Genomic DNA, 23,310 nt, shown 5'->3' with positions numbered 1-23,310 from the left:
CTTCATAGTCACCGGCGCCGTCTCCCGGCGCCGGGGGCGACCGGCGATAGGCGTGGACGAGTCGATGGAAGCGAGGCCCTCATGAGCCTGTCTATCGAGGAAGTGTCCAAGGAATACCCCGGCGGGGTCTGGGGCCTGCGCGACTTCTCCCTCGCCTTCGAGTCGGGAGTCCTGGGGCTGCTCGGTCCCAACGGCGCCGGCAAGTCCACCTTGATGCGGATCCTGGCCACGGTCACGCGGCCGACCCGTGGGCGTGTGATCTGGAGCGGATCCGACATCGTGCGCCGTCCCGACCCGCTGCGTGCCGTCCTCGGCTACCTTCCCCAGGACTTCGGCGTCTATCCGAACCTGAGCGCGCAGGAGTTCCTCGAGTACATCGCGGCCGCCAAGGGGCTGTCCGCCGCCGATGCCCGCCGCCGCATCGAGGACCTGCTGCTGATGGTCAACCTGGTCGATGCGCGCCGCCGTCCCCTGGGAGGCTTCTCCGGAGGAATGCGCCAGAGGGTCGGGATTGCCCAGGCGCTGCTGAACGATCCCAGGCTGCTGATCGTCGACGAGCCGACCGCTGGACTGGATCCCGAGGAGCGCGTGCGCTTCCGCAACCTCCTGGCGGAGCTTTCTTCCGATCGAGTCGTGATCCTGTCGACACACATCGTCTCGGATGTCGAGGCGGTCGCCACGCGCATCGCCCTGATCCAGCAGGGGCGTCTCGTCCGGCAGGCCACTCCCGAGGAGCTGCTGCGCAGCGCGGAAGGACAGGTGTGGGAGTGGATGATCGCCGGCGACGAGCTGGCGGCGCTGCGCGGGAGATGGCTGATCAGCGGCACGCAACGGCGCGCCGAGGGGGTCCGCGTGCGGGTCGTCTCGCCAGTACCTCCCCGCCCCGAGGCGCGGCCGGTGGCTCCCAACCTGGAAGATGCCTACCTGATGCATCTGGATAGGGATCGCAAGGCGGCAGGATGAGCGCCGGCACCATAGGCCGCCTGGCGTGGGGCGATTTCCTCGAGCGCACGCGGCGCTACGCCTTCCTGGTGACCCTCGCTTTTTCCCTGTACGCCGGGTACGCCTTTCTTCCGCCGAACCATTCCACCTACGTGACGCTGCGTCTCGGAACGTATCGCGGGGTCTACAACTCCGCCTGGGTGGGCGCCGCCATTGCGCTGCTCACGGCGATCTTCCTGGGAATCGTGGGGTTTTATCTGATCAAGAACGCCGTCGAGCGGGATCGCCTCACCGGGGTCGGTCCGCTGCTCGCCGCCACGCCGCTCACGCGCCCGGCTTACATTCTCTCCAAGGTCCTGAGCAATTTCGCCGTCCTGGCGATCATCGCGCTCTCGGTCGCGCTGTCGGGGGCCCTCACCCAGCTGGTCCGCGCCGAATCGACCGTCCTGCAGCCATGGCGCCTGCTGGCCCCTTATCTCTTCCTGACGCTCCCCTCGATGCTCTGCATCGCCGCGGTCGCGGTGTTCTTCGAGTGCGTCCCGGGCCTGCGGGGCGGGGTGGGGAACATTGCCTATTTCTTCCTCTGGTCGTTCGGGATGGTGGCCAGCGGGGTGGGCTCGCGCAGCGGCGGGAGCGATTTCATCGGCTTCGGATGGCTGCTTCCTTCGATGCTACGGGCCTGCAAGGCCGCATTCCCCGGCTACGATCCGAGCCGGGGCGAGCTCGCGATCGGCCTCAACTTCAGCACGACCGGGGCCTGGAACATGCAGACCTTCGTATGGAACGGGATTTCCTGGAGCGCTCCGCTGCTGGCATCGCGGCTCCTCTGGATAGGTGTCGCGGCCGCCTTCGCCACGGCCGCCGCTTTCTGCTTCGACCGCTTCAGCGAGGCAAGCTTACCCCTGGCGGCCCGGCGGCGCCCCCGCAAGCGACGATCCGAATCCGAGCGCGCCGCCGTGCCGGCGCCGATCTCCCCCGGCTTCATTGCGGCCGGGCTTCCCGCCTCCTTCTCAGCGCCAGCGGCCCGGTCGACCGGACTTTCGCGCCTGGCGCGCCTGGCGGCGGCCGAGACGCGCCTGCTCCTCAAGGGAGTTTCGACCTGGTGGTATCTGGTCGCGGCGGGGCTGTGGGTCGCTTCGGCTCTTCTGCCTTTTGAAACAGCCCGACTGAGAATCCTGCCGCTGGCCTGGATCTGGCCGGTCCTGCTCTGGTCTTCCCTTGGAACGAGGGAGGGACGATTCGGGACCGGCGCGATCGTTTTCTCGACACCTCATCCCATGCGCTTCCAGCTGATGGCGGCCTGGCTCGGAGGCGTGGCGGTCGCACTGCTGACCGGCTCCATCCTGGGGATTCGTCTGCTGGTCCAGGCTGGTCTCGCCGATTTCGGCGGATTCCTGGTCGGCGCCCTTTTCATTCCGGCGCTCGCCCTCACGCTCGGAATCTGGACCGGCACCAGCCGGAGCTTCGAGGCGATCTATACCTTCCTTTGGTACGCGGGCCCGCTGCAGCCCATCCCGTACATCGATTTCATGGGGGCTTCTCCCGTCTCGATACGCCTCGGCACGCCTCTATTCGTTCTCGCCGTGACCGGCCTGCTTCTGGCCCTGGCCGCGGCGGGACGGAATAAACAACTCCGAACATGATGGTCGCCTCGTTGCGCAACCCGTTGCCGTAACGGCATTTCATCTTCGCTTAAGAAACCTACAAAAATGTAATTACAGGTGAACACCTGTGACTCGCCACCGTCCACCCCCGACGACAAAACGGCGGACCTGAATCGGGAGATCCATTGGCGCGATCCTCGAGCCGCGCAGATTTCTCACCCGCCGCCGTGAAGGAACACAACCTTTCGAATGAGTCGCTTGGGTCCACCTGCAAGATCCATGGATCACCCTTTCGGTCATCCATCGACATGGCCGCGGGAATCGGGCACAGATCCTGCTCGCGATTTGCTCCTCAACATATTTCCACATCGTTGCGGGGGTGGATCCCGCGGGAGGTCCTATGAGCGCATTGAAGGTCTTCATGACGGCCGGGAGTGTGCGTCCGGCTACAAGCCGGCGCGCCAGCCTCATCGCCCTGGTGGCAATCGCCGCCGTCACCCTTGGAGTCGTGGGCTGCTCGAAGCCCGGTCCAGGCTCCGCGAAAACTTCCGACGAGCTGCTCACCCAGCTCAAGGACGACCGGCAGCAGATCGACACGACCACCGACACCATGATGAAGCGGATCGACATGTTCAACGCCTCGCGCAAGCCGGGGGAGCAGACGCTGCAGTTCGCCGAGATCTTCAACCAGGACCTCAGCCCCGAGCAGCGTGACACGCTCAACCAGTTGGTGCAGGAGGAGAAGGACGTCTCCTACAAGGCCCTCCTCCAGAAGATCATCGCCGACCGCGAGACGATTCACGGCTTGCAGGAGAACGTCATGCACCTCGAGCAGTCGCTCTCCGACAAGTTCGTCGTCGTCAAGAAGGGAGACAAGCAGCGGGACCTGGCGATGAACTACCTGACGACCGAAGCCAGCCTCGATGCCCAGAAGGCCAAGTCCCTGATCTCGCAGGTCGACACGACCGACGAGCTGCTTCCCGGAAACAAGGTCTGGTTCTTCTACAATCCCAAGGATGACACCTTCCGGACCTACGTCACCCAGGGCGAGGCCGGACAGACGCCCCTGGCGGTGCGGCGTGCGCGCCAGCGCCAGCTGATCCAGGAGCGCGACGCCTACAGGGCCGAGCGCGATACCGCGCAGGGCGAGCGGGACTCAGCACGCGGCGAGCGCGACTCCGCGCAGGCCGAGGTGACGACGCTGACAGCGAACAAGGCGGAGCTGGAGGGCACGGTCAGCCAGCTCAACGACGACATCGCCTACCGGGAGAACAGCCTTTACTACCACGCCGCCGACGAGAAGACGCTGAAGAACGAAGGGGTCCTTTCCTCCGTCCTCAAGCGGGTGCAGAACGTGAAGGGCGTGACCTACGACGAGTCGCTGGATCTCCGCCAGGGAACCACCATCACCCTGACGCCGGAGACCTTCGGACTGCAGGAGATCCGCAATGTGAAGCTGCTTCCCTCCATCTACCGGGAAGGAAGGGACTTCGCGATCGAGAAGAAGGACGATCACAGCGAAGCCAAGCTGGTCATCCTCGACCCCGACATTTTCCGGGGGAAGGAAGTCCTGCTCGTCATCGGAGGCTGATCCACCGTCCTATTCCTGCGGCGTGCGCCGGATGCTCGTTCCTCCGGTGCACGCCGTTTTTTTCTCCCCCGGCGCTGGCCTTCCTCCATCAGCCAATCAGCCCACGACATTTGTGATTCGGCGTCATCCGCGGTCTGATACCGTCCACCACGGACGACAACTCGACGGAACTTCCTGGAGAATCGCGGCTCCCGCCCGGAGAAATCGGCGCGCGCACTGGATCGAGGCTAGAGCAATTCGATTGAGTCGGTTGCAGACCTTGCCTGTCACGCAGCCCCAGCCTTGGTCCGAAAGCGATCAGGAATCGGGCACGGATCCTGCTCGCTTCTGGTGCCTCAACATATCTTCACATCGATGCGGGGGTGAATCCCGCGGGAGGTCCCATGAGCGCATTACACGTCTTCATGACGGCCGAGAGTGCCCGTCAGGCCAGAAGCCGGCGCGCCTACCTCATCGCCCTGGTGGCGGTCGCCGCCATCTCCCTCGGAGTCGTGGGCTGCTCGAAGCCCGGTCCAGGCTCCGCCAAGACCTCCGACGAGCTGCTCACTCAGCTCAAGGACGACCGGCATCGGATCGACGAGACCACCGACACCATGATGAAGCGGATCGATATGTTCAACGCCTCGCGCAAGCCGGGGGAGCAGACGCTGCAGTTCGCGGAGATCTTCAACCAGGATCTCAGCCCCGAGCAGCGCGACGTGCTCAATCAGCTGGTGGAGCAGGAGAGGGACGTCTCCTACAAGGCGCTCCTCCAGAAGATCATCGCCGACCGTGAGACGATCCAGGGCTTGCAGGAGAACGTCGCGCGCATGGAGCAGTCGCTCTCCGACAAGTTCGTCATGGTCAAGAAAGGGGACAAGCAGCAGAATCTGGCGATGAACTACCTGACGACCGAAGCCAACCTCGATCCGGAGAAGGCCAAGTCGCTGCTCTCGCAGGTCGACACCTCCGACGAGCTGCTTCCCGGGAACAGGGTCTGGTTCTTCTACGATCCGAAGCAGGACATCTTCCGGACTTATGTGACGCAAGGCGAGGCCGGACAGACGCCCCTGGCCGTGCGGCGCGCGAAGCAGCGCCGGCTGATCAGGGAGCGCGACACGCTGAAGGCCGAGGTGTCGACCCTGCAGGTCAACAAGGCGGAGCTGGAGACCACCGTAGGCCAGCTCAACGACGACATCGCGGCCCGGGAGAACAGCCTTTACTACCATGCCGCCAACGAGAAGACCCTGAAAGACGAGGGAGTGCTCAGCCCCGTCCTCAAGCGGGTGCAGAATGTCAGGAGCGTGAGCTACGACGAGTCGCTGGACCTCCGCCAGGGGACGACCATCACCCTGACGCCCGAGACGTACGGGCTGCAGGAAATTCGCCATGTGAAGCTGCTGCCGACCATCTACCAGGAGGGGCGGGATTTCACCATCGAGAAGAATGCGGACAACAGCCAGGCCAGGCTGGTCATCCTCGATCCCGACCTTTTCCGGGGTAAGGAAGTCCTGCTCGTCATCGGAGGCTGATCGCACCGCTTTCTCACGGCCCGTGCCGGTTATCTGTCCTCGCCGGCGCGGGCCGTTTTTATTATGCTCTCGCCACGGCCCGCCTCAGTCTTCTATCCGCACATGCCCCTTCTGGGAGGCCACGCGCGTGATCCAGGCTTCCACGCCCGGAGTGCGCGACAAATCGAACCCTCCTTCGCCCGCCACGTGGGTATAGGCGTACAGGGAGAGGTCGGCGATCGAATAGCGCCCGCCCACCAGGAAAGGGTGCTTCGCCAGGTGGCGCTCCATCGCGTCGAGCGCGCGGGCTCCGGCCGCCTGCTTCGCCTGCAGCTGCGCTGGATCGTAGGCAACGCCATGGGTCAACCAGAAGCGGGCCACGGCGATGTTCGGCTCGTGGTCGTACTGCTCGAAGAACTGCCACTGCAGCACCTGGGCGCGCTCGTAGCGATCGGTAGGGACGTAATCCGTCCCGTCGGCGAAATACCAGAGGATGGCGTTCGATTCGGCCAGCGGCCGGCCATCTTCCAGGATGAGGGTCGGGACGCGCAGGGCCGGATTGGCCTCTCCGAGCACCTGCCTTCGATTGGATCGGTCTTTGACGTCCACCTCGACGCGCTCGTAGGGCAGTCCGAGATGCGCGAACAGCAGCCTGACCTTGTAGCAATTGCCGGAATACGGGGAATCGTAGAGGAGCAAGCCCATGAGACCCACCTCCATGCCTTTCTCGACTGGGTTTGATTCCGTCGGAATGAAAATCAGGGGATCGGCGCCTGGGGGCGGAGTATAGCCGAGGCCGCTGTCCCAGGCCTCCGGCTGTCCAGGATCTGGCCACAAAGCGGGTGAAAACGCCGCCCGGCCGTCACCCGATGCGATCCTCTCACCGTGAATCTGGATTTCGAAGCCTGTCGAGACCATATTCCACACGCCATGGCCCCCTTATCAGCGACCCGGTCCCTATCCGCGCTCATTCTTTTCATCGGCCTGGCCCTCATTCCGTTTACCGGCTGCGGGGTGACCGCCATCCCGGCACCCGCCACCGAGCCCGTCCCCGCACCCGTCAGCGAGCCGACCCGCGAGAATGTCGAGGCGTCCCGCCCGCTGGCGGTGCAGGCCGGCATGCAGTTTCCGGCCGGCGGCATCTATCATCCGCTGCGCAAGGGACAGACCCTTTCCGATCTGGCGCGCGCCTATCGCGTGCCGGTGGAGACCCTGATCCAGGTCAACGGCATCCACGATCCCGGGAACATCCCGGCCAAGACCCCGATCTTCGTCCCGGGAGCAAAAAAGCTCCTCGAGGTTCCCTCCGATCCGCGGGCCGATTCGCGAATCGAGCTGTCGTGGCCGCTCAAAGGGCCGATCACCACCCGCTTCAACCTCGGAGATGAGAAGTCGCGGCACCACGAAGGCATCGACATCGACGGGGAGTCGGGCGAGCCGATCCACGCCGCCGCCGCGGGATGGGTGGCGCAGGCCGGGCGGGACGGGCGGTACGGCAACTGCCTCCTTCTCGATCATGGCGACGGGCTCACCACCTTCTATGCCCACGCCAGCAAGCTGCTGGTGCACGAAGGAGACCGCGTCGAGCGTGGCCAGACGATCGCCGAGGTGGGCCGCAGCGGCAACGCCCGCGGCACGCATCTCCACTTCGAGGCCCGGCGCCTCGGCAAGCCCTTCGATCCTCTCCGCATGCTGCGCGACGAGACGGTGGCTCCCGCCGCGCGGCGCCCGCAGCGCCAGCACTGAAATCTCCAGACAGGTCGAAAAGCCGCGCTGAAGAAGATCGCGAATCCCGCGGCCCGCGTGGCGGGGGCAGCGTCGGGAAAGCGCCTCGTGTATGATGCGGCCGGTTTTCGGGATTGCCATGATCAACTTTACCGATGGAGGTGCCTGGTGAGCCGAGCTGCACGGGTCGTGATTTGCCTCTCCTTGATTGCGGCTGGATTCGGCGCGCTCTCGTCTATCCACGCGGCGGGCGGAGACACTTCCGGCACCCCCGCGCCGCTGGTCGACACCTACAAGTCCCTCTCCGACGCCATCCTGGCGGTGAAATCGTCGGAAGCCAATCTCGTCCGGTCCATTCTGGGGAGCACTTACGGGCATGCCGAGGCAGCGCTGGCGGAAGCCCGCGCCAACATGAAAGCGAAAAAGCCCGCCAAGGCCGAGATCGAGAAGCTCGCCTCGCTCGTCTCGCAGCTGGGCAATGAAGGCGACGGATCGGTGGCAGGCGTCCGCAAGCGGCTGCTGGAAGGCGGGCACCATCACAACGCCCAGGGCGAGCAGAAGGGGATCTACGACGAGGGCTTCGTCATTGTCACCCGGGCGGCGAAGAAGGTCTTCCTGGACGCCGCCGGAGCGATCGGCAAGCTAGCGGCTGCTCCGGATGCGGCCGCCCTGGATGCCGAATGGCAGAAGGTCTCCACGCAGTTTTCCGAGCTGATGGCAAAGGGGCATAGCTGATCCATCGGCCCCCGGCATCCGCCTTCCCGGCCCTCCTCACGGTTCTCGTGCTCGCCGGCTGCGGCTCCGGCGAGCGGACTCCCGGCGCCGGAAGCCCGCCCGCGCTTCCCCCGGGCCATCCTTTCCGCTTCGTGGACGTCGGCCGGCAGTCGGGACTGACGCGCGTCCTTCTGGCGGGACGCCCGACCAAGGATCACCTCCTCGAATCGGCCGGCGCCGGCGTCGCCTGGCTCGACTACGACCGGGATGGTCTTCTCGACGTCTACCTCCCCAACGGCTGGAAGCTCTCCGGCAGCGCCATCGTCGAGAAGGGGCGTAACGCGCTGTACCGGAACCTTGGGAACGGGACGTTCGAGGACGTCACCGACAGGGCGGGGGTGGGAGGCGAAGCAGGCTGGTATACCGGCGTCGCCGTCGCCGATTTCGATCAGGACGGCTTCCCGGACATCCTGGTCACCGCCTTCGGTGCGAATCTCCTCTACCGGAATCGTGGAAACGGCACCTTCGAGAACGTCGCGCGCCGCGCCGGGATCGAATCGCCGGGATGGAACACCGGAGCCGCCTTCTTCGACGCCGACGGCGACGGCGATCTCGACCTCTACATCGCCGCCTACATCGACGGCTCCCTCCAGGACGTCCTCGCGGCCCGCCCCACCCTCGACTGGAAGGGAGTCGACAAAGTGGCCTTCGGTCCCTTCGGACTTCCCGGAGCGCCGGATCATTTCTTTCGCTCGGACGGCGCCGGGCGGTTCGAGGAGGCCACGGCGTCGGCAGGGCTCGAGGATCGCATCCTCGCCTTCGGTTTCGGCGTCCGCGCCGGAGACTGGGATCGCGACGGCGATGCCGATCTCTATGTCGCCAACGACTCCGATGCCAACTACCTCTATCGCAACGAAGGTCGGGGACACTTTTTGGAGACCGCTCTCTGGTCGGGGGCGGCGTTCGGCTCGGAAGGGGCGGCGCAGGCCGGCATGGGGATCGCCTCGGGCGATTCCAACGGCGACGGGTCCCTGGATCTGTTCGTGACGAACTTCGCCGAGGACTACAGCACGCTCTATCGCGGCGATGGCGCCGGCTTCTTCCGCGACGTGACCGAAGAGGCCGGCGTGGCCGGGCCGACCTTCGAGCCGCTGTCCTGGGGGACCGCCTTCGCCGATCTCGACAGCGACGGAGATCTGGACCTGGTCGTGGCCAACGGCCACATCTACCCCCAGGTCGACCGGCATCCGGAGCTCGGCGCCACCTTTGCGCAGCGCAACCTGCTCCTGGAGAACGTGGGGAGCGGGCGCTTCCGGGACGCGAGCGGCTCCGCCGGCCCCGGATTCGGCGTGACCCTCTCGAGCCGCGGCCTCGCGGCGGGCGATTACGACAACGACGGCGATCTGGACCTGCTGATTTCCAATCTCGACGCCCCGCCCACTCTCTTGAGAAACGAAACGCCACGCCGCGGCAGCTGGCTCACGGTGATCCTGGAGGTGCCCCCCGGCAAGGGGACTCCGATCGGGACGCTGGTGACGGTCGAGGCGGGAGGACGCACGCTGATCCGTGACCTGGCGAGCAGCGGCTCGTATCTCTCGGTCGAGGATCCGCGCCTGCACTTCGGGCTGGGAGATTCGACGCGGGTCGATCGGCTGGAGGTACGCTGGCCGGACGGGACGCAGACGGTGATGACCGACCTCGAAGCCGACCGCTTCGTGACGATCCGCAAAGCCTCGACCGCCGCGGGCCATTAGAAACAGGTCCAGCCACGCAGAGAGTCAGGCCGCCGAGCCGCGACCCAATCCGCTCCGAAGCAGGGACGGCCCCGCCGGGCGTTGCGCCACCACCACCGTGAGATCGTCGTGTCGCGTCCCGCCGGCGTGCTCCTCCGCGGCCTTTACCATTTTCCCCGCGATGCCTCGCGCATCGGATGCGGCCGCACCCGCCAGAAGCGACCGGATTCGTCCCATCCCGAACTCTTCGGCGCGCCCCGAAGGCGCCTCGACCAGGCCGTCGCTGTAGAGCAGCAGCGTCTCGGTGGCGCGCAGGCGCGTCCTGACGGCGGTCCATTGTGGGTCGGCCAGGATCCCGAGAACCGGTCCTGTAGGAGCGATCCCCTGGAGGCTGCCCTCCCGCCGGCGGATGAGCGGCACGCAATGTCCGGCATTCGCAATCTCGAGCGCTCCGTCCGCAGACAGGCGCGCCACCACCGCCGTGGCGAAGCGATTGGCGGGGAGCTGCGCCAGGAGAAACTCATTCAGATGTCGCAACGCCTGCGCGGGCCGCAGCGATCGTGACGCGCAACCGTCCAGTAATTCCTCCAGCTTTTCCTGGATCATTGCCATGAAGACGGCGGCGGGCAGTCCTTTGCCCGCGACGTCGCCAAGCGCCAGCCAGAGACTCCCGCCGCCGCGGCGCGTTAAGTAGAAATCACCGGTGAACGTCCGGGCCGGACGGGAGAAGGCATGCACGTCCCAGCCGTGGCGCCGCCCGGGCGGCAGCGGCGGCGTGCCGATCTCTAGGCCGCGAAGGGCCGGCAGTGGCGGCATGGCCGGAATCCTTCCTGATGCGCATCGGCGGGGCCGCGCAGCGGCACCTGGTTGTCTGCGCGGATGCGGCGCGCGTCGCGGCAGGTGGGAACGCAGGCAATACCGGTCGTGCGCGATCCGATCAGGCGCACGCCTCGCCGGGCGAGATCATCGAGCTGATCGACGTCGACCCCCTCCCGGCGCAGCAGACGTCGCTTTTTCTCACTGCCGAAAGCATATTCCCCGGTCCCTCCTCCTGCCGGAACCACGCGATGGCAGGGCAGCACGAAGGGAATCCGGTTGCCGGCGACGACGCGGGCCACCGCACGCACCGCGCGCGGGCGGCCGACACACGCCGCGAGCCAGGAGTAGCTGCGCACCTCGCCGCGCGGGATTCGCGCCATCGCCTCGAGCACCTGCGTCTCGAGCGGCGAGGCGCCGCCGAGATCGATCGGCACCCGGCCGCTGGCCTTCCCTTCCAGGGTCGCCAGGATGCGCCGGCGCAACGGGGCCGGGAGATCGGCGCGGCGCGGACGCCGGGCATAGCGCGCCGCCAGCCGCGACAGGAAGGCTTCCTCCCCGCCCCCCAGGTGGATCATGCGCAGGCCGCGGCGCGAGAAGGCCACCCAGAGGGGCCCGAAGGAGGTGGACAGGCGCGCATAGGATCCGGCGGGCTCCAGCGCCTCGCGCAGAGCGCCGGAAGGGACCGCCGCCAGCGATTTCACCGCCCGCGCCAGCTGCGCCAGGTCCGCGACCGACTCGTCGCAGCTGGCGCAGGTGCGCAGGTGCTTGCGCACCGCTCCCCGCTGTGCGGGATGCAGCTCCCCCGTCCGCAGCGCGTCGATTCTCGTCAATACCGTTCTACACCGCATGGGTGACTCCCTTCTTCTCCAGCGACTCGCGCAGCATCTTCAGGGCGCGAAACACCTTGGCTCGCAAGGCCGCCTGCGTCGTCCCGACCGTTCGGGCGATCTCGGCGTACGACATCTCCTCCATGAACCGCAGAACGATCAGCTCCCGTGCCTCCACCGGCAGCGAGGCCAGCGTGGCTCGCAGCACGTCGGCTTCCTCGTGCTGCTCGAAATCGCTGCGCCGTGACCGGACGAACGGCCCGATCCGCCCGTCGTCGTACTCCTCCAGCGGCCGCTCCAGGGCGCGTCCTTTGGGGCGGCGTTTGTTGAGGCAGAGGTTGCGCACCGCCCGGAACAGCCAGGGGCGCAGCGCCAGCGAGGCGCAGCGCCTCTCGTCGTACTGCCGGGTCAACGCCCGGTGCGCCCGCACCAGGGCGTCCTGCACCACCTCCTGCGCGTCCTGACGGTTCTGCAGAAACCCGAGAGCGTAGGTGAACAAAGACCCCTCGTAGCGATCCATGAGCCGCTCGAAGGCCCCGGGGGTGCCCCGGCGCACCGACAGGGCCAGGTTCTCTTCAACTGATTCGACGACGATGGCCGCCTCGCCGCCGGTCCAGGAGTTCTTCATGCTTCTTAGAACACGCTTCATCGCGGTTCCGTTCGTTCTTTTTTCAAGAAAAATGGTGCGGCCCGATGGTGCCTTGACAGGTCCGGGAAATCCGCGTATTGGAAGACAAACTCTTTTCTTGCACAGGAGGTTCGCGATGAACAGAACCTGGATGCCGAAGCTGGCGGCGGTCGCGGTGGTGCTCGTGGGGCTTGCGGTCATGAGTTCGGCCATCCCCGTCCCTACGGCGGTTCCCGACTCCCGCATCGACCCGGCACAGTTCCCGGCAGCGAGCGACTGCGGTCTGGATACCGGCCAGATCCCCCCCGGCTTTTTCGACCAGGACGGCGCGGCGCCGGAGCCGATGGCCTGCCGCAGGCTGCCGGAATGCTTCTCCGATTCCGATTGTGACGTCCTCTGCGGCGGCGGCGGGGGAAAGTGCGTTCACAGCAACTGCCCGACTCGCATCTGCAAGTGCCGCTAGATTCACCGGGCCCGACCGCCTTCCGGAAGCCTTGACACACCCGGGGAATCCGCGCATTGGGAGAGCAAATCTCTTCCCTTTCATAGGAGGATTAGAATGCGCAGCGTCTGGATTGGGAAGCTGGCGGCCGTCATGGTGGTCCTGGCGGGACTGGCGGTCATGAGCGCCACGGGCCCGACCCCGGCGGTAAACCTCGATCCGGGGATCGACCCGGCGCAGTTCCCGGCAGGAAGCGATTGCGGCCTGGATCCCGGCCAGCTCCCGCCGGGCTTCTTCGACCAGGGAGCCGTTAATCCCGAGCCGGTGGCCATCTGCCGCCTGCTACCCGAATGCTGGAGCGACTCCGATTGCGACGCACGCTGCGGCGCGGGCCTCGGCAAGTGCGTCCACAGCAACTGCCCGCCGCGCCTCTGCAAGTGTCGCTAGGTCGTTTCATGGGCCCGGCCGCCGTGGGCGGCCGGGCCTGTTCCTCGCCGCAGGACCGCCTCGCTACTTCGATTCGCGGAATTTGATGCTGCACCCTACCGACTTGGTCTCCTTCACTCTGACGTTCTTGCCGGAAACCAGCGCCTCGATGGCGTCCTTCAGGTAGTGCTGCTGCACGTTGGCCGGCTTATGCGAGTCGTCGATGGCCCCGTGGTAGACGAGCGTCCCCTCCTTGGAGAAGAGGAAGCTCTCCGGGGTCCTCGTCGCCCCGAAGTTGCGCGCCACATCCGAGGTCTTGTCCACGACGTAGGGGAAATTGAAGCGCAGCTCCCCGGCGCGCTGCCGCATCTGCTCGTAGCCGTCCTCGGCATGGGCCTTGGGATCGTTCGAGTTGATGACGATCACGCCGATGGAGCGCTCCATCGCCGCGTTGCCGATGGCGGCGATGCGCTCCTGCCACGCCGTCACGTAGGGGCAATGGTTGCAGGAGAAGACGACGAGCGTCCCCTTCTCCCCCGCCACATCCTTGATGGAAAGCTCCCGGCCGTCGACGTTCTTCATCTTGACGCGGGTGGAAGGCGCCTTGTCGCCGATGCCGAGGGCGAAGGCGGCGCTCAGGGAGACTGCCGCCGCCGTCGCGCAAAGCAGGATCCGCTTCATGTCGCTCCTCCCTCAGGAATGGGCGGGCTGGCCCAGCACTCCGATGATCTCTTTCTCCAGCTCGGGCGTCGCCACCGGCCCCTCCCAGAAGCCGCGCCGGCGGCCGCTGGCGTCGAACAGCAAGGTCGCCGGCAGCGCCCCCGTCCAGTGCTGCTCCAATCCGTCGATGGGAACGGTGGATCCTCCTCGGCCTTCAGGTAGGTGGGGAAATCGACCCCCTGCTCCTTCAGGAAGCGACGCACCGCCTCGGCCTCGTCCTGGCTGTCGGCGGAAACCAGCAGGATCTTCAAGCCCCGCGGCCGGTACTTCCGCGCCAGGCGCAGCAGGTGGGGGAACTCCTCGCGGCAGGGATCGCACCAGGTCGCCCATCGATTGACCAGAACGGCGGCGGCGCCGGAGGATCGCACCGATTTCAGGATGTCGGCGGCGCATTCATCAGGCTGTCGCTCGGGGCTCTGCCCGGCTCCGAGCAGGAGAGCCAGAGCGCGGCGAGGCAGGCGATCGCCGCCCGTATCCACCGGGCATGATTCATTTCGTCATTGTACTTCGCCCTCGCCGAGCCGAGCGTCGATTCTTTCCGGCGTGCTAGACTTTCGGCGTTTCACGTGCAGCCCCACCCACGACCACAGCCCCTGGAGTCCAACCGCAGAATGATAGGTGCCGCCGACAGGACCTGCCCCCGCTGGCTCGCCCGGGCCGCGCTGGCCGCGCTGGCAATCTATACCTTCCTGGCGTTCTACAATGCCTTCCTGGCTCAGGTGGAGAAGGACGAAGGCTTTTACAATCTCGCCTTCCGGCTGGTCGCTCAAGGAATTCTCCCGTACCGGGACTTCTACTATCTCGAGAGCCCGGGGCTCCCCTACTATTACGCCTTCCTGCTGAAGGGGTGCGGAATCACCATGCTCTCGGTGCGGCTGCTTTCGACCCTCACCGGCCTCGCCGGACTGCTGGTGCTGGTCGGTTGCGCCGCCCGCGCCGGGGGCCGCCTGGGCGCGGCGCTGGCGGCGCTGCTCCTGTTCTCGAACGCCGCCCAGGCAGAATACTTCGCCATCGATGTCACCTATCCTCTGATCACGCTGCTGCTGGCCCTGGCGATCGCCGTGGAGCTGTCGTCCTGGCCGATGGCCCGCAAAATGGCGCTGCAGGGGATCCTGCTCGTCCTGGCGGGCGCCGCGAAAGCCAGCATCGGCCTGGTCGCCGTGATCTGGCTGGGAGGGCTTCTGTGGAAGCGCCGCCAGGATCGCCGGGCGGTGGCCTGGGGCGTTCTGGCCTTTCTCGCAACGCTTCTGGCCTCGGTGGGCCCGCTCTTCCTCGCGGATCCCAAAGCCTTCATCTTCGACGTCATCACGACGCCGACGCAGCGGGGCCGTCTCTTCGCCTTCATGCACAAGGCCGACCCGCTGGATCAGTTCCTCGAGTTCGGCTGGGGCCAAAAGGTCGAGGCGCTGCGGACCATTCTCCTGTGGCACGTCCCGGCGCTGGTCCTCGCCTTCCTCGGCTGGCCCCTCCGCCCTCCCAAAGCGGTCCGATCGCCGGGGGTGCTCGGGGAGGCGAGCCTCCCCATCACCGCCTCCCTGGTGGTCGGCGCGCTCTTCCACTTCCTGGTTCCTTTTCCGTGCTATCCGAACTACCTGTTTCTGCTGCTTCCCACGCTGACGCTGGTCATCGCGCTGCGCTACACCCGCTCGCTGGACGCTTCCGACCGGGGGATCGGCGCAATCCGGACGCTTGGTCTGCCCGTCCTCCTGTGCGCCCTGCACCTGCTGGCGGGATTGGATCTCAGCAAGATCGGATTGGAGGTGGGAACCTGGCGAAACGGCCCGCAGCGGGAGATGGCCCGCGTGACGGCCGAGGTCGTTCCACCCGACGGTTGGTTGTTCACCGACTACCTGCCGCTGGCGATCGACGCGAACCGCAGGGTCGTCCCGGGAAACGAGGGGGGTCGACATTCGGTGATGCCCGATCTTCCCGATGACCTCGCCCGCGAGTTTCACGTCCTGAACCGCAAGTCCTACGTGCAGCTCGTGCTGTCGGGACGCGCCGACGGCATCGCCCTGACGCAGCAGCTGACGGATCAGTCGATCGGTTCGGTCCCGGGCTTCCTGGAGGAGATCGAGGCGGCTCTGCAGCAGCGGTACGATCTGGTGAAGGAGTTCCCCGCCGGCCCGTATTTCCGATACGGCCGCATGCGGATCTTCAAGCGCCGCTCACCGGCGGCGGACGCCATCCGCCTCGAGAGCGACCCGGAAACGGCGACGGCGCTTCTCGCTCCCTAGAGCGTTGAGGTCCGACCCGGCCGGCGGACCGCTTCCCCGTGAACGATTTCCTCGCGGGTCAGGAACAGAGGCCGGGCCTTCACTTCATCGAAGATGACGGAGACATACTCGGAGAGGATGGCCATGACGAAGGATTGGACGAAGCCCATCATCCCGATCAGGGTCGTGTAAGTGGCCCAGCCGGGAATCGCCAGGTTCGTGAACAGCCGCAGGACGATGGCCACCGAGCCCACCAGGAAGAGGACCATGCCGCAAAGGAGCGAGAAGACGCTGGCGTAGCGCAGCGGCACCTTCGAGAAGGAAATCAGCGCCATCCTGCCGAGCCGGATCAGTCCTCGGAGGCCGACCTGGCTGCTGCCGGCCGGTCGCGCCGGCCGGTCATAAGGCACGAAGGACTGGTGGCCTCCCACCCAGGCCCTGATCCCGGCGAAATAGCGGCTGCGCTCCGGCATGGTGTTCAGGATGTCCACGACCCTGCGATCCATCAGGCAGAAGGTCCCGACCTGCTTGGGAATCGGAATCTCCGCCAGGCGATCCAGCAGAAGGTAGAAGATGGAAGTCCCCCGCCGGATCACGCCGGCCTCGTTGCGGCTGGTCCGCAGCCCGTAGACGACGTCCGCGCCCGCCTGCCATTCGCGGTAAAAATCGGGTATCAGCTCGGGAGGATCCTGCAGATCTCCATCCATCACGACGACCCCCGCGCCGCGGGTCATGCTCAAGCCGGCGCTCAGCGCGGGCATGTGCCCGAAGTTCCGGAACAGGCTCACGACTCTCAGCTCCGGAACGCTGCGGCTCAGGGAGACGAGCTGCGGCTTCGTCGTGTCATTGCTCCCGTCATCGACGACGATGAGCTCGAAAGGGACTCCCAGGCTCCGGCAGCTCTCCACGACGCGGCGCACCAGCTCCCCGACGAGGTGCTCCTCGTTGTGGACCGGCGCGACGACGGAGATCGTGAGCGGCAGCCCGTCTTCTCCGGCAGGAGGCACCCCGATCTCCGAGGGACTCAATTCGAGCTCCGCAGGCCCGGCTCGGGGGGCAGCCCCGGCGGCCGCACTCGGGGAGAGATTTTTCCGGTCTCCCGCCGCAGCACCGCGATCAGGCTGGCACCCCGCGAGTATCCCCGGGGGCTCAATCCCTCGAGCACGCGGGAAAGGACCCGCGTCTCGCGGGCGAATACCTCCTCCAGGAAGTTGTTGAGCGGCCGACTGGGGATGCGGAAGTCGGTACCCGCCCGGCCGAAGGGACGGCCGCGCCACCGCGAGATCGTCCGTTCGAGCCGGATGATGGGATAGAGACGCGAGTTGAAGTAGGAGATCAGGAGGGGCGTCACGGGAAGATCTTTCCACAGCAGCGCCAGGCGATCGATGTCGTAGCGGCGATAGTGGCCGAAGCTCTCGTCATGCTTGCTCCACAGCGCCATGTCGGCGGGCACGGTGATCAGGACATGGGCGCCGGGGCGGATGACCGAGAAAATCTGGGAGAAGAGCAGAAAATCGTCCGGGACGTGCTCCAGCACGTCCATGATCAGGAAGAGATTGGCGTCTTCCCCGGCGTGGCTCTCGCCGTCCGGAAAGGCGCCGCACCAGAAGCGGACGTCGGGGTAGGTGGCCTTCGCCAGCTCGATGGCCTGGGGAGAGCTGTCGACGCCGCTGCATGAAAAGTCCTTGCCCAGCGCCCCGATGTTCCCCCCGGTGCCGCACCCGATGTCCAGGATGGTGCTCCCCTTCTCGGCGGGAAGGATCCTCTCGATGAGCGAGCGCATGATTCTCCGCCGTCCGCGGAACCACCAATGCTGCCTCTCGATGTCGGCGTGGAGCTCGAACTGGGGTGACTGCATCGTGGGATTGTAGCATTTCGGCCCCGCTCTCACCGGGGCGGATTCTACGGCTTCGCGGGATGCGCGGGCGAGGTCTCGAAGGCCGGCTCCTGCTGCTGCAGGCGCCACATGTGCGCGTAGCGCCCTTCCGCGGCCAGCAGCTGCGCGTGGGTCCCGCGCTCCACGATTCGCCCATCCTCCATCACCAGGATCTGATCGGCCCCCATCACCGTCGACAGCCGGTGCGCGATCATGAGGGTCGTGCGCCCCACCTGGATGCGATCCAGCTCCGCCTGGATCGCCTTCTCCGATTGCGAGTCGAGCGCCGAGGTCGCCTCGTCGAAGATCAGGATCGCCGGGTTCTTGAGCAGCGCGCGGGCGATGGCCACCCGCTGCTTCTCGCCCCCCGAGAGCTTCAGCCCCCGCTCCCCCACCTCCGTCTCGTAACCGTCGGGCAAGGCGGCGATGAACTCGTGGATGTGGGCGGCGCGAGCCGCCGACTCCACTTCCTCGCCGCTCGCCTCGGGGCGGCCGTACTGGATGTTGTAGAAGATCGTGTCATTGAACAGGACGGTGTCCTGCGGGACGATCCCGATGGCGGCGCGCAGCGAGGCCTGGGTGAAATCGCGCAGGTCGGATCCGTCGATCAGGATCCGTCCCCCGTCGACGTCGTAGAAGCGGTACATCAGGCGCGCCAGGGTCGACTTGCCGGAGCCGGAATGGCCGACCACGGCAATGGTTCCGCCGGGCGGGATCTCGAAGTCCACGCCCCGCAGGATCTGGCGGCGCGGGTCGTAGCCGAAGCGGACGCTCTCGAAGCTCACCCGCGGGCGGTGCGTCGCGAGCGGCCGGGCCGCGGGACGGTCCTGCACGTCCAGCGGCTCGTCCAGCAGCCGGAACAGCCGCTCCATGTCGGTGAGCGCCTGCTTGACCTCGCGGTACATCATCCCCAGCAGGAACAGCGGCGCCGAGAGCTGCAGCAGGTAGGCGTTCACCAGCACCAGATCGCCGAGCGTCAGGCGGCCGGCCACCACCCCCGCCGCCGCGCGCCACATCATCGCCGTCACTCCCAGGGCCACCACCACCGTCTGCCCCAGGTTCAGCAGCGCCAACGTCTTCTGCGCCTTGACGCGGGCGTCCTCCAGGCGCATGAGGTTCTGGTCGTAGCGCGCCGCCTCGTGCCGCTCGTTGTTGAAGTACTTGACCGTCTCGTAGTTGAGCAGGGAATCGACCGCCCGCTCGCTGGCGCGCGTGTCGGCCTCCACCGCCGCGCGGTGGAAGCGGGTGCGCCATTCGGTCACCACGAAAGTCCAGGCGCCGTAGGCGGACAGGGTGGCCAGCGCGATGAGAGCGAAGCCCCAGTCGTAGGCCCAGACCAGCACGGCGGTGACCAGCAGCACCTCCATGGCGGTCGGGACGATCGTGTACAGCGTCCAGTCGAGCAGGTCGGAAATCGCACTGCCGCCGCGCTCCACGTCGCGCGCCACGCCGCCGGTGCGCCGCCCGAGGTGGAACTTGAGGCTCAGCGCGTGCAGGTGCCGGAACACTTTCAAGGTGATCTGGCGCGCCGCCCGGGCCATGACGCGGGCGAAGACGACCTGGCGCAGCTCGGTGAACAGGGTCACCCCGATGCGCGCGGCGCCGTAGGCCAGCAGCAGTCCCACCGGCAGCAGCAGCGGCGAGGGGCGCACGTTGAGCTGGTCCACGATCCGCTTCAGGGCGTAAGGCACCAGAAGGTTGGCCAGCTTGGCGGCGAGGATGAGGCTCAGCGCGAGGATGATCCGCCCCAGGTAGGGGCGCAGATAGGGCAGCAGCTCGCTCAGGACGGCGAGATCGCCGCGGCTGCCCGCCGGCTTCGGCGGTGCGAAAGCCTCTCCGTCCGCGGGAGCGGGATTCCCGGCCGAAGCCTGGGGCGTTTCCGGTGTCTGCGACATGAAGCGGCGCCTCGGGGCGCCATTATGCCTCCCGGGCGGGAGAGGCGCCATGATCGAGGCTGACAACCGTGAGGGCCGCCGGGATCTTCCCCGCCGATTGCCTGCGGGCTGGAGGGGGCCGCAGCGCCGGCAGGCGCGGATAGGACGAAGCGGCCGCTATTCGACCCGCAGAGTCTGCGACGGATCGAGCCGCGCCGCACGCAGCGCGGGAAGCGCGCTGGCGGCGGTGGCCACCAGCAGGAGCAGCCCGGCGATGCCGAGGAAAGTGGCCCCGTCGGTCGGGCTCACTCCGAAGAGAAGAGCGGAGAGCGTCCGGCTCGCCGCGAGCCCGGCTGCCAGCCCGATCACCAGCCCGGTGAGAGCGAGCGCCGCCCCCTGTCCCAGGACGGTGCGCAGCAGGTTTCCGGGCCGGGCGCCCAGCGCCAGGCGAATGCCGAACTCGCGGGCACGCGATTGCGCGGAGTAGGAGACGACCCCGTACAGGCCGATCACCGCCAGGGCCAGTCCCAGAAGAGCAAAGGCGCCCAGCAGCCCCGCGATGGTGCGCTCTTCGCCCAACGCGATCCCGACATGCTCCTCGAGCGTGCGGATGCCGAATAGCGGGACCTTCGGATCCATCTTGTTGACGATCGCGCGGATCGCCGGAAGCACCCCCGCCGCCGAAGGCTCGGTACGCACCACCAGGTTGGTGTTGGGCATGAAGAACGAGGCGTCGAGGACGTAGAGCATCGGCTGCGGATCCTCGCGTATGCTGAACTGCTTCGCATCGGACGCCACCCCGATGACCTCCGCGCCGCCTTCCCCAAAGTTGCGCACCCGCTCGCGCAGCGCGTCCCGCCCCGGCCAGAACCGCTCGGCGAAGGCGCGGTTGACGATCAACCTCTCCGGACCTCCCGCGTCCGAGGTCTCGAAGTCGCGTCCCTGCAGCATCGGAATCCCCAGCGTGCGGAAGAAGCCGGGCGATACCGCGGTGAAGGCGACGCGCGGCTCCTGGCCCGGCGGCGGCGTGAAATTCGTCAGCTCCACCGAGGTGGCATTTCCACCTCCGGACACGGGCACGTGGCGCGATATCGCCGCGTTTTTCACCCCTGGAACGCGCCGCACCTCATCGAGCAGATCTCGATAGAAACGCAATCCCGCCTCGCGGCCGTAACCGCTCTTGGAGACGTCGATCGAGACGACCCAGGCGTGGCGCGGATCGAAGCCCAGATCGACGCTCGAGGCGTGCAGCAGGGTGCGCAGCAGCAGCCCGGCGCCGATCAGCAGCACGGTGGAGAGCGCCACCTGGGCCACCACGAAGGCATGGCCCAGCGACAGCCAGCGCTGGCGTCCGCCGGCCGGGGCCGCCTCGCGCCGCATGGCCTCGACCAGATTGGATTTCGAGGTGTGCCAGGCCGGCAGCAGACCGAACGCCAGGGCGCACAAGATCGAGGCGCCGCCCGCGAACCACAGGACGCGCGAGGTGAAGATGGGGGTCGCCGCCGCGGAGGGAAGCGGGAAGCCGGGAGAGACGACTCCCAGGAAGAGATCGTTGGACCACTGGGCGAAGAGCATGCCGAGCAGGCAGCCTGCCGCCGCCAGGACCAGGCTCTCCGTCATGAGATGGCCCACGATGCGCCCGCGCGACGCGCCCAGGGCGGAGCGCACCGCAACCTCGCGCCGCCGCCGCTCGCCACGCGCCAGCAGCAGTCCGGAGACCACGGCGCAGGCGATGGCGAGCACCATCGCTGTCACGCCGGCCAGGATCCAGGAAGTCTGCCGGATCGGTCCACGGCGTTCCCGGTCGAACAGGGAGCCGGCAAGCGGCGCGATCGTCGGGCGCGAGTGATCCTGGAGCTTCAGCTCGCGCGTCAGGCGCGCGTGGACGGTGCGCATCTGCACCTCGGCCTCGCGCGCCGAGACGCCCGGCCGCAGGCGGGCGACGGCGTCCACCCATGCGAAGCCGCGGCGCTCGAAGGGCTTGAACTGCTCGAGATTGGGCGCGGCCTGCACGAGCATGTTCAGCGGCATCCAGACGTCGGGCACCTGCTCCAGGTCGAGGCCGAGAAATCCGCGGGGCGCCACCCCGACAATGGTGAACCGCTGCGTGTTCATCCGAACCGTCGATCCGATGACTCCCGGATCGCCGCCGAAGCGCTTCTGCCAGAGCGCGTGGCTCAGCACCAGAACGGGACTGCCGCCGGGCGCGCCATCGTCCTGGGCGTCAATCAACCGTCCTTGTGCGGGGCTGACGCCCAAAAGCGAAAAGAAGCCACCCCCCACCAGCGAAGCCCGGAGCGGCTCGGGAGATTCCTCGCCCATCCCCAGGTAGACATTGTTGCCGCTGGTGAACCCCGCCACGCCGCTGAACGCGCCGACCTGCTCGCGGATATCCCCGATCTCCGGATAGGAAATGTTCCCGCTCATCCCTTCGTCGAAGACCATTCCCAGCCGCACCAGCGACTGCGGCTCCCGGATCGGCAGCGGACGGAAGAGCACCGCATCCACCAGTCCGAAGATGACGCTGTTCACTCCGATGGCGAGCGCCAGGGTGGCCACGGTCACCACCGTGAAGCCCGGCGATTTCGCCAGCACCCGAAGGGCGACCTTGAGGTCCTGAATCGGATGAATCATGGGAGCGCTCCTGCCTAGCGGTCGGTGGGCGTCGCGGGGCGACGCGGGGTCGGGAAAGCCATCGCGTCCGGCAAGCGGCGTGCCATCCGCCGGGAAGAGCCCAGGATATGGATTCTCAGGGGGTTGTGCCGCACGAGGCGGCGCGCAGGGGCCGCCGGCCGTCCGCTTCCGGGACGACGCCTTCCCGCAACCGGACGGGCCTCGGCGAATCTTCGAGCTGCCGCCGGACGGAATCAGACCAGGCGGCGGAGCTTGAGCGAGGCCAAAACCGGCTTGTCCTTGCGCCGCAGCTCCACGGTCACCGTCTCGCCGTCCTTCTTGAAGCGCTCCTTCAGGGTGAAGTAGCTCGCCTGGGTCACCTCTTCCCCGGCGATGCGCACCAGCGTGTCGCCTTGGCGAATTCCCGCCGCCTCCGCGGGGGAGCCAGCGAGTACGCGGCTCACTTCGACGGTGCCTTTGCCGGTGAGATCGCCCTGCATGCCCGACATGTCCCACTCCGAGGGCTCGGTGAAGCCGGCAGCGGGGAAGAGCACCAGCCGCTCGTGGGCGTAGTCGAAGGTCACGAGGAAGCGCGACAGCGCTCCGTTGCCGAGGTTGCCATCCTTGGAGTCCATGCCGCGCGGGTTCTGGTATGCCTTGTCGGGGAAGGTGGCCACGAGATGTTCGAGCTTGAACGGTCCCAGCTCCAGGGAGGCGATGCGGCCTACCTTTCCCAGCACTGCGCCGCTCACGCCGCGTCCGATCGTGGCGGCAATCGAGCCGGCGGGAGCCAGGAGGCCGTTTCCCTCGGTCTCGTTGAGGGAGACGACGTGCGAGGCGCCCAGGTCGACCGCGAGCTGTATTGGCTTCGCCCCGCCGTCGGCAATCCGCACCCGGGCATCTGCGAATGGCTTGCCGCCGTCATCGAAGACCAGGGGAAGCACGCCGGCCCCCTCGGGCGGGGTGTAATCCTCCGGGCGGCGCAGCGTCATCAAGCTGCGATCGTTGTCGAGGCTCACTGCGAAGTGGCGGAACAGGGTGGCGCCGATGATCCCTTCGTGATACCCGCC

21 protein-coding genes are annotated in these 23,310 nt (G+C 67.1%); 10 read left to right on the top strand and 11 right to left on the bottom strand.

What is annotated here, in order from left to right; genetic code table 11:
• Positions 1-81: 81 nt before the first annotated feature.
• From VFW45_13775 to VFW45_13760, 4 genes are all read left to right on the top strand, one after another.
• Entirely contained in the window at positions 82-963 is an 882-nt protein-coding gene (locus VFW45_13775) for an ABC transporter ATP-binding protein (GenBank protein ID HEU5181852.1), read from the top strand.
• Positions 960-2,585 (top strand): hypothetical protein, encoded by a 1,626-nt coding sequence (locus tag VFW45_13770; protein HEU5181851.1) that lies wholly within the window; start codon positions 960-962, stop codon positions 2,583-2,585. Before VFW45_13775 ends, VFW45_13770 begins: the two co-directional genes overlap by 4 nt.
• A 361-nt stretch (positions 2,586-2,946) precedes the next feature.
• Positions 2,947-4,137 (top strand): hypothetical protein, encoded by a 1,191-nt coding sequence (locus VFW45_13765; protein HEU5181850.1) that lies wholly within the window; start codon positions 2,947-2,949, stop codon positions 4,135-4,137.
• Between the two features lie 383 nt (positions 4,138-4,520).
• Positions 4,521-5,648, top strand: coding sequence for a hypothetical protein (locus VFW45_13760; protein HEU5181849.1), 1,128 nt, complete (start codon positions 4,521-4,523; stop codon positions 5,646-5,648).
• 84 nt (positions 5,649-5,732) lie between these two features.
• On the opposite strand, the gene VFW45_13755 is transcribed toward VFW45_13760, so the two are convergent.
• Positions 5,733-6,347 (bottom strand): glutathione S-transferase family protein, encoded by a 615-nt coding sequence (locus VFW45_13755; GenBank protein ID HEU5181848.1) that lies wholly within the window; start codon positions 6,345-6,347, stop codon positions 5,733-5,735.
• Positions 6,348-6,641: 294 nt separating this feature from the next.
• Between VFW45_13755 and VFW45_13750 the strand changes: the two genes are divergently transcribed.
• The 3 genes from VFW45_13750 to VFW45_13740 all read left to right on the top strand — a co-directional run bounded on the left by VFW45_13750 (position 6,642) and on the right by VFW45_13740 (position 9,820).
• Entirely contained in the window at positions 6,642-7,373 is a 732-nt protein-coding gene (locus VFW45_13750; protein HEU5181847.1) for a LysM peptidoglycan-binding domain-containing M23 family metallopeptidase, read from the top strand.
• 147 nt (positions 7,374-7,520) lie between these two features.
• Positions 7,521-8,087, top strand: a complete 567-nt coding sequence (locus VFW45_13745) for a hypothetical protein (GenBank protein ID HEU5181846.1) — start codon at positions 7,521-7,523, stop codon at positions 8,085-8,087.
• 47 nt (positions 8,088-8,134) lie between these two features.
• The gene (locus tag VFW45_13740) at positions 8,135-9,820 is read left to right on the top strand and encodes a CRTAC1 family protein (protein HEU5181845.1); all 1,686 of its coding nucleotides are present in this window, start codon (positions 8,135-8,137) and stop codon (positions 9,818-9,820) included.
• A 24-nt stretch (positions 9,821-9,844) separates the two neighbouring features.
• On the opposite strand, the gene VFW45_13735 is transcribed toward VFW45_13740, so the two are convergent.
• The 3 genes from VFW45_13735 to VFW45_13725 are packed head-to-tail and all read right to left on the bottom strand — an operon-like array spanning position 9,845 to position 12,073.
• Complete coding sequence (locus VFW45_13735; protein ID HEU5181844.1) at positions 9,845-10,615, bottom strand: PP2C family protein-serine/threonine phosphatase; 771 nt, start codon at positions 10,613-10,615, stop codon at positions 9,845-9,847.
• A complete protein-coding gene (locus VFW45_13730; GenBank protein HEU5181843.1) occupies positions 10,585-11,466 on the bottom strand; it encodes a methylated-DNA--[protein]-cysteine S-methyltransferase in 882 nt (293 codons plus the stop codon). Before VFW45_13730 ends, VFW45_13735 begins: the two co-directional genes overlap by 31 nt.
• Positions 11,456-12,073 (bottom strand): RNA polymerase sigma factor, encoded by a 618-nt coding sequence (locus tag VFW45_13725; protein HEU5181842.1) that lies wholly within the window; start codon positions 12,071-12,073, stop codon positions 11,456-11,458. Before VFW45_13725 ends, VFW45_13730 begins: the two co-directional genes overlap by 11 nt.
• A gap of 136 nt (positions 12,074-12,209) precedes the next feature.
• Here VFW45_13725 and VFW45_13720 point away from each other — a divergent pair, with 136 nt between their 5' ends.
• Entirely contained in the window at positions 12,210-12,536 is a 327-nt protein-coding gene (locus tag VFW45_13720) for a hypothetical protein (GenBank protein HEU5181841.1), read from the top strand.
• Positions 12,537-12,632: 96 nt separating this feature from the next.
• Positions 12,633-12,962: a hypothetical protein gene (locus VFW45_13715; protein ID HEU5181840.1), complete on the top strand. Its 330-nt coding sequence runs from the start codon at positions 12,633-12,635 to the stop codon at positions 12,960-12,962.
• Between the two features lie 63 nt (positions 12,963-13,025).
• Here the strand turns inward: VFW45_13715 and VFW45_13710 are convergent, their stop codons facing one another.
• Both VFW45_13710 and VFW45_13705 read right to left on the bottom strand, forming a co-directional pair.
• Positions 13,026-13,622 (bottom strand): thioredoxin family protein, encoded by a 597-nt coding sequence (locus tag VFW45_13710; GenBank protein HEU5181839.1) that lies wholly within the window; start codon positions 13,620-13,622, stop codon positions 13,026-13,028.
• Positions 13,623-13,634: 12 nt separating this feature from the next.
• Positions 13,635-13,781, bottom strand: coding sequence for a hypothetical protein (locus VFW45_13705; protein HEU5181838.1), 147 nt, complete (start codon positions 13,779-13,781; stop codon positions 13,635-13,637).
• Positions 13,782-14,272: 491 nt separating this feature from the next.
• Between VFW45_13705 and VFW45_13700 the strand changes: the two genes are divergently transcribed.
• Complete coding sequence (locus VFW45_13700; GenBank protein ID HEU5181837.1) at positions 14,273-15,898, top strand: hypothetical protein; 1,626 nt, start codon at positions 14,273-14,275, stop codon at positions 15,896-15,898.
• On the opposite strand, the gene VFW45_13695 is transcribed toward VFW45_13700, so the two are convergent.
• From VFW45_13695 to VFW45_13675, 5 genes are all read right to left on the bottom strand, one after another.
• A complete protein-coding gene (locus VFW45_13695) occupies positions 15,895-16,905 on the bottom strand; it encodes a glycosyltransferase family 2 protein (protein ID HEU5181836.1) in 1,011 nt (336 codons plus the stop codon). The two genes, VFW45_13700 and VFW45_13695, sit on opposite strands and share 4 nt — an antisense overlap.
• The gene (locus VFW45_13690; protein HEU5181835.1) at positions 16,902-17,735 is read right to left on the bottom strand and encodes a class I SAM-dependent methyltransferase; all 834 of its coding nucleotides are present in this window, start codon (positions 17,733-17,735) and stop codon (positions 16,902-16,904) included. Before VFW45_13690 ends, VFW45_13695 begins: the two co-directional genes overlap by 4 nt.
• A gap of 44 nt (positions 17,736-17,779) precedes the next feature.
• Positions 17,780-19,648: an ABC transporter ATP-binding protein/permease gene (locus tag VFW45_13685; GenBank protein HEU5181834.1), complete on the bottom strand. Its 1,869-nt coding sequence runs from the start codon at positions 19,646-19,648 to the stop codon at positions 17,780-17,782.
• A gap of 156 nt (positions 19,649-19,804) precedes the next feature.
• Positions 19,805-22,261 (bottom strand): ABC transporter permease, encoded by a 2,457-nt coding sequence (locus tag VFW45_13680; GenBank protein HEU5181833.1) that lies wholly within the window; start codon positions 22,259-22,261, stop codon positions 19,805-19,807.
• Positions 22,262-22,494: 233 nt separating this feature from the next.
• On the bottom strand, positions 22,495-23,310 hold an 816-nt coding region (locus VFW45_13675), incomplete at its 5' end, for a PDZ domain-containing protein (protein ID HEU5181832.1).

Source organism: Candidatus Polarisedimenticolia bacterium (assembly GCA_035764505.1).
GTDB lineage: Bacteria > Acidobacteriota > Polarisedimenticolia > Gp22-AA2 > AA152 > AA152.
This window is presented reverse-complemented; position numbering and strand designations above follow the sequence as displayed.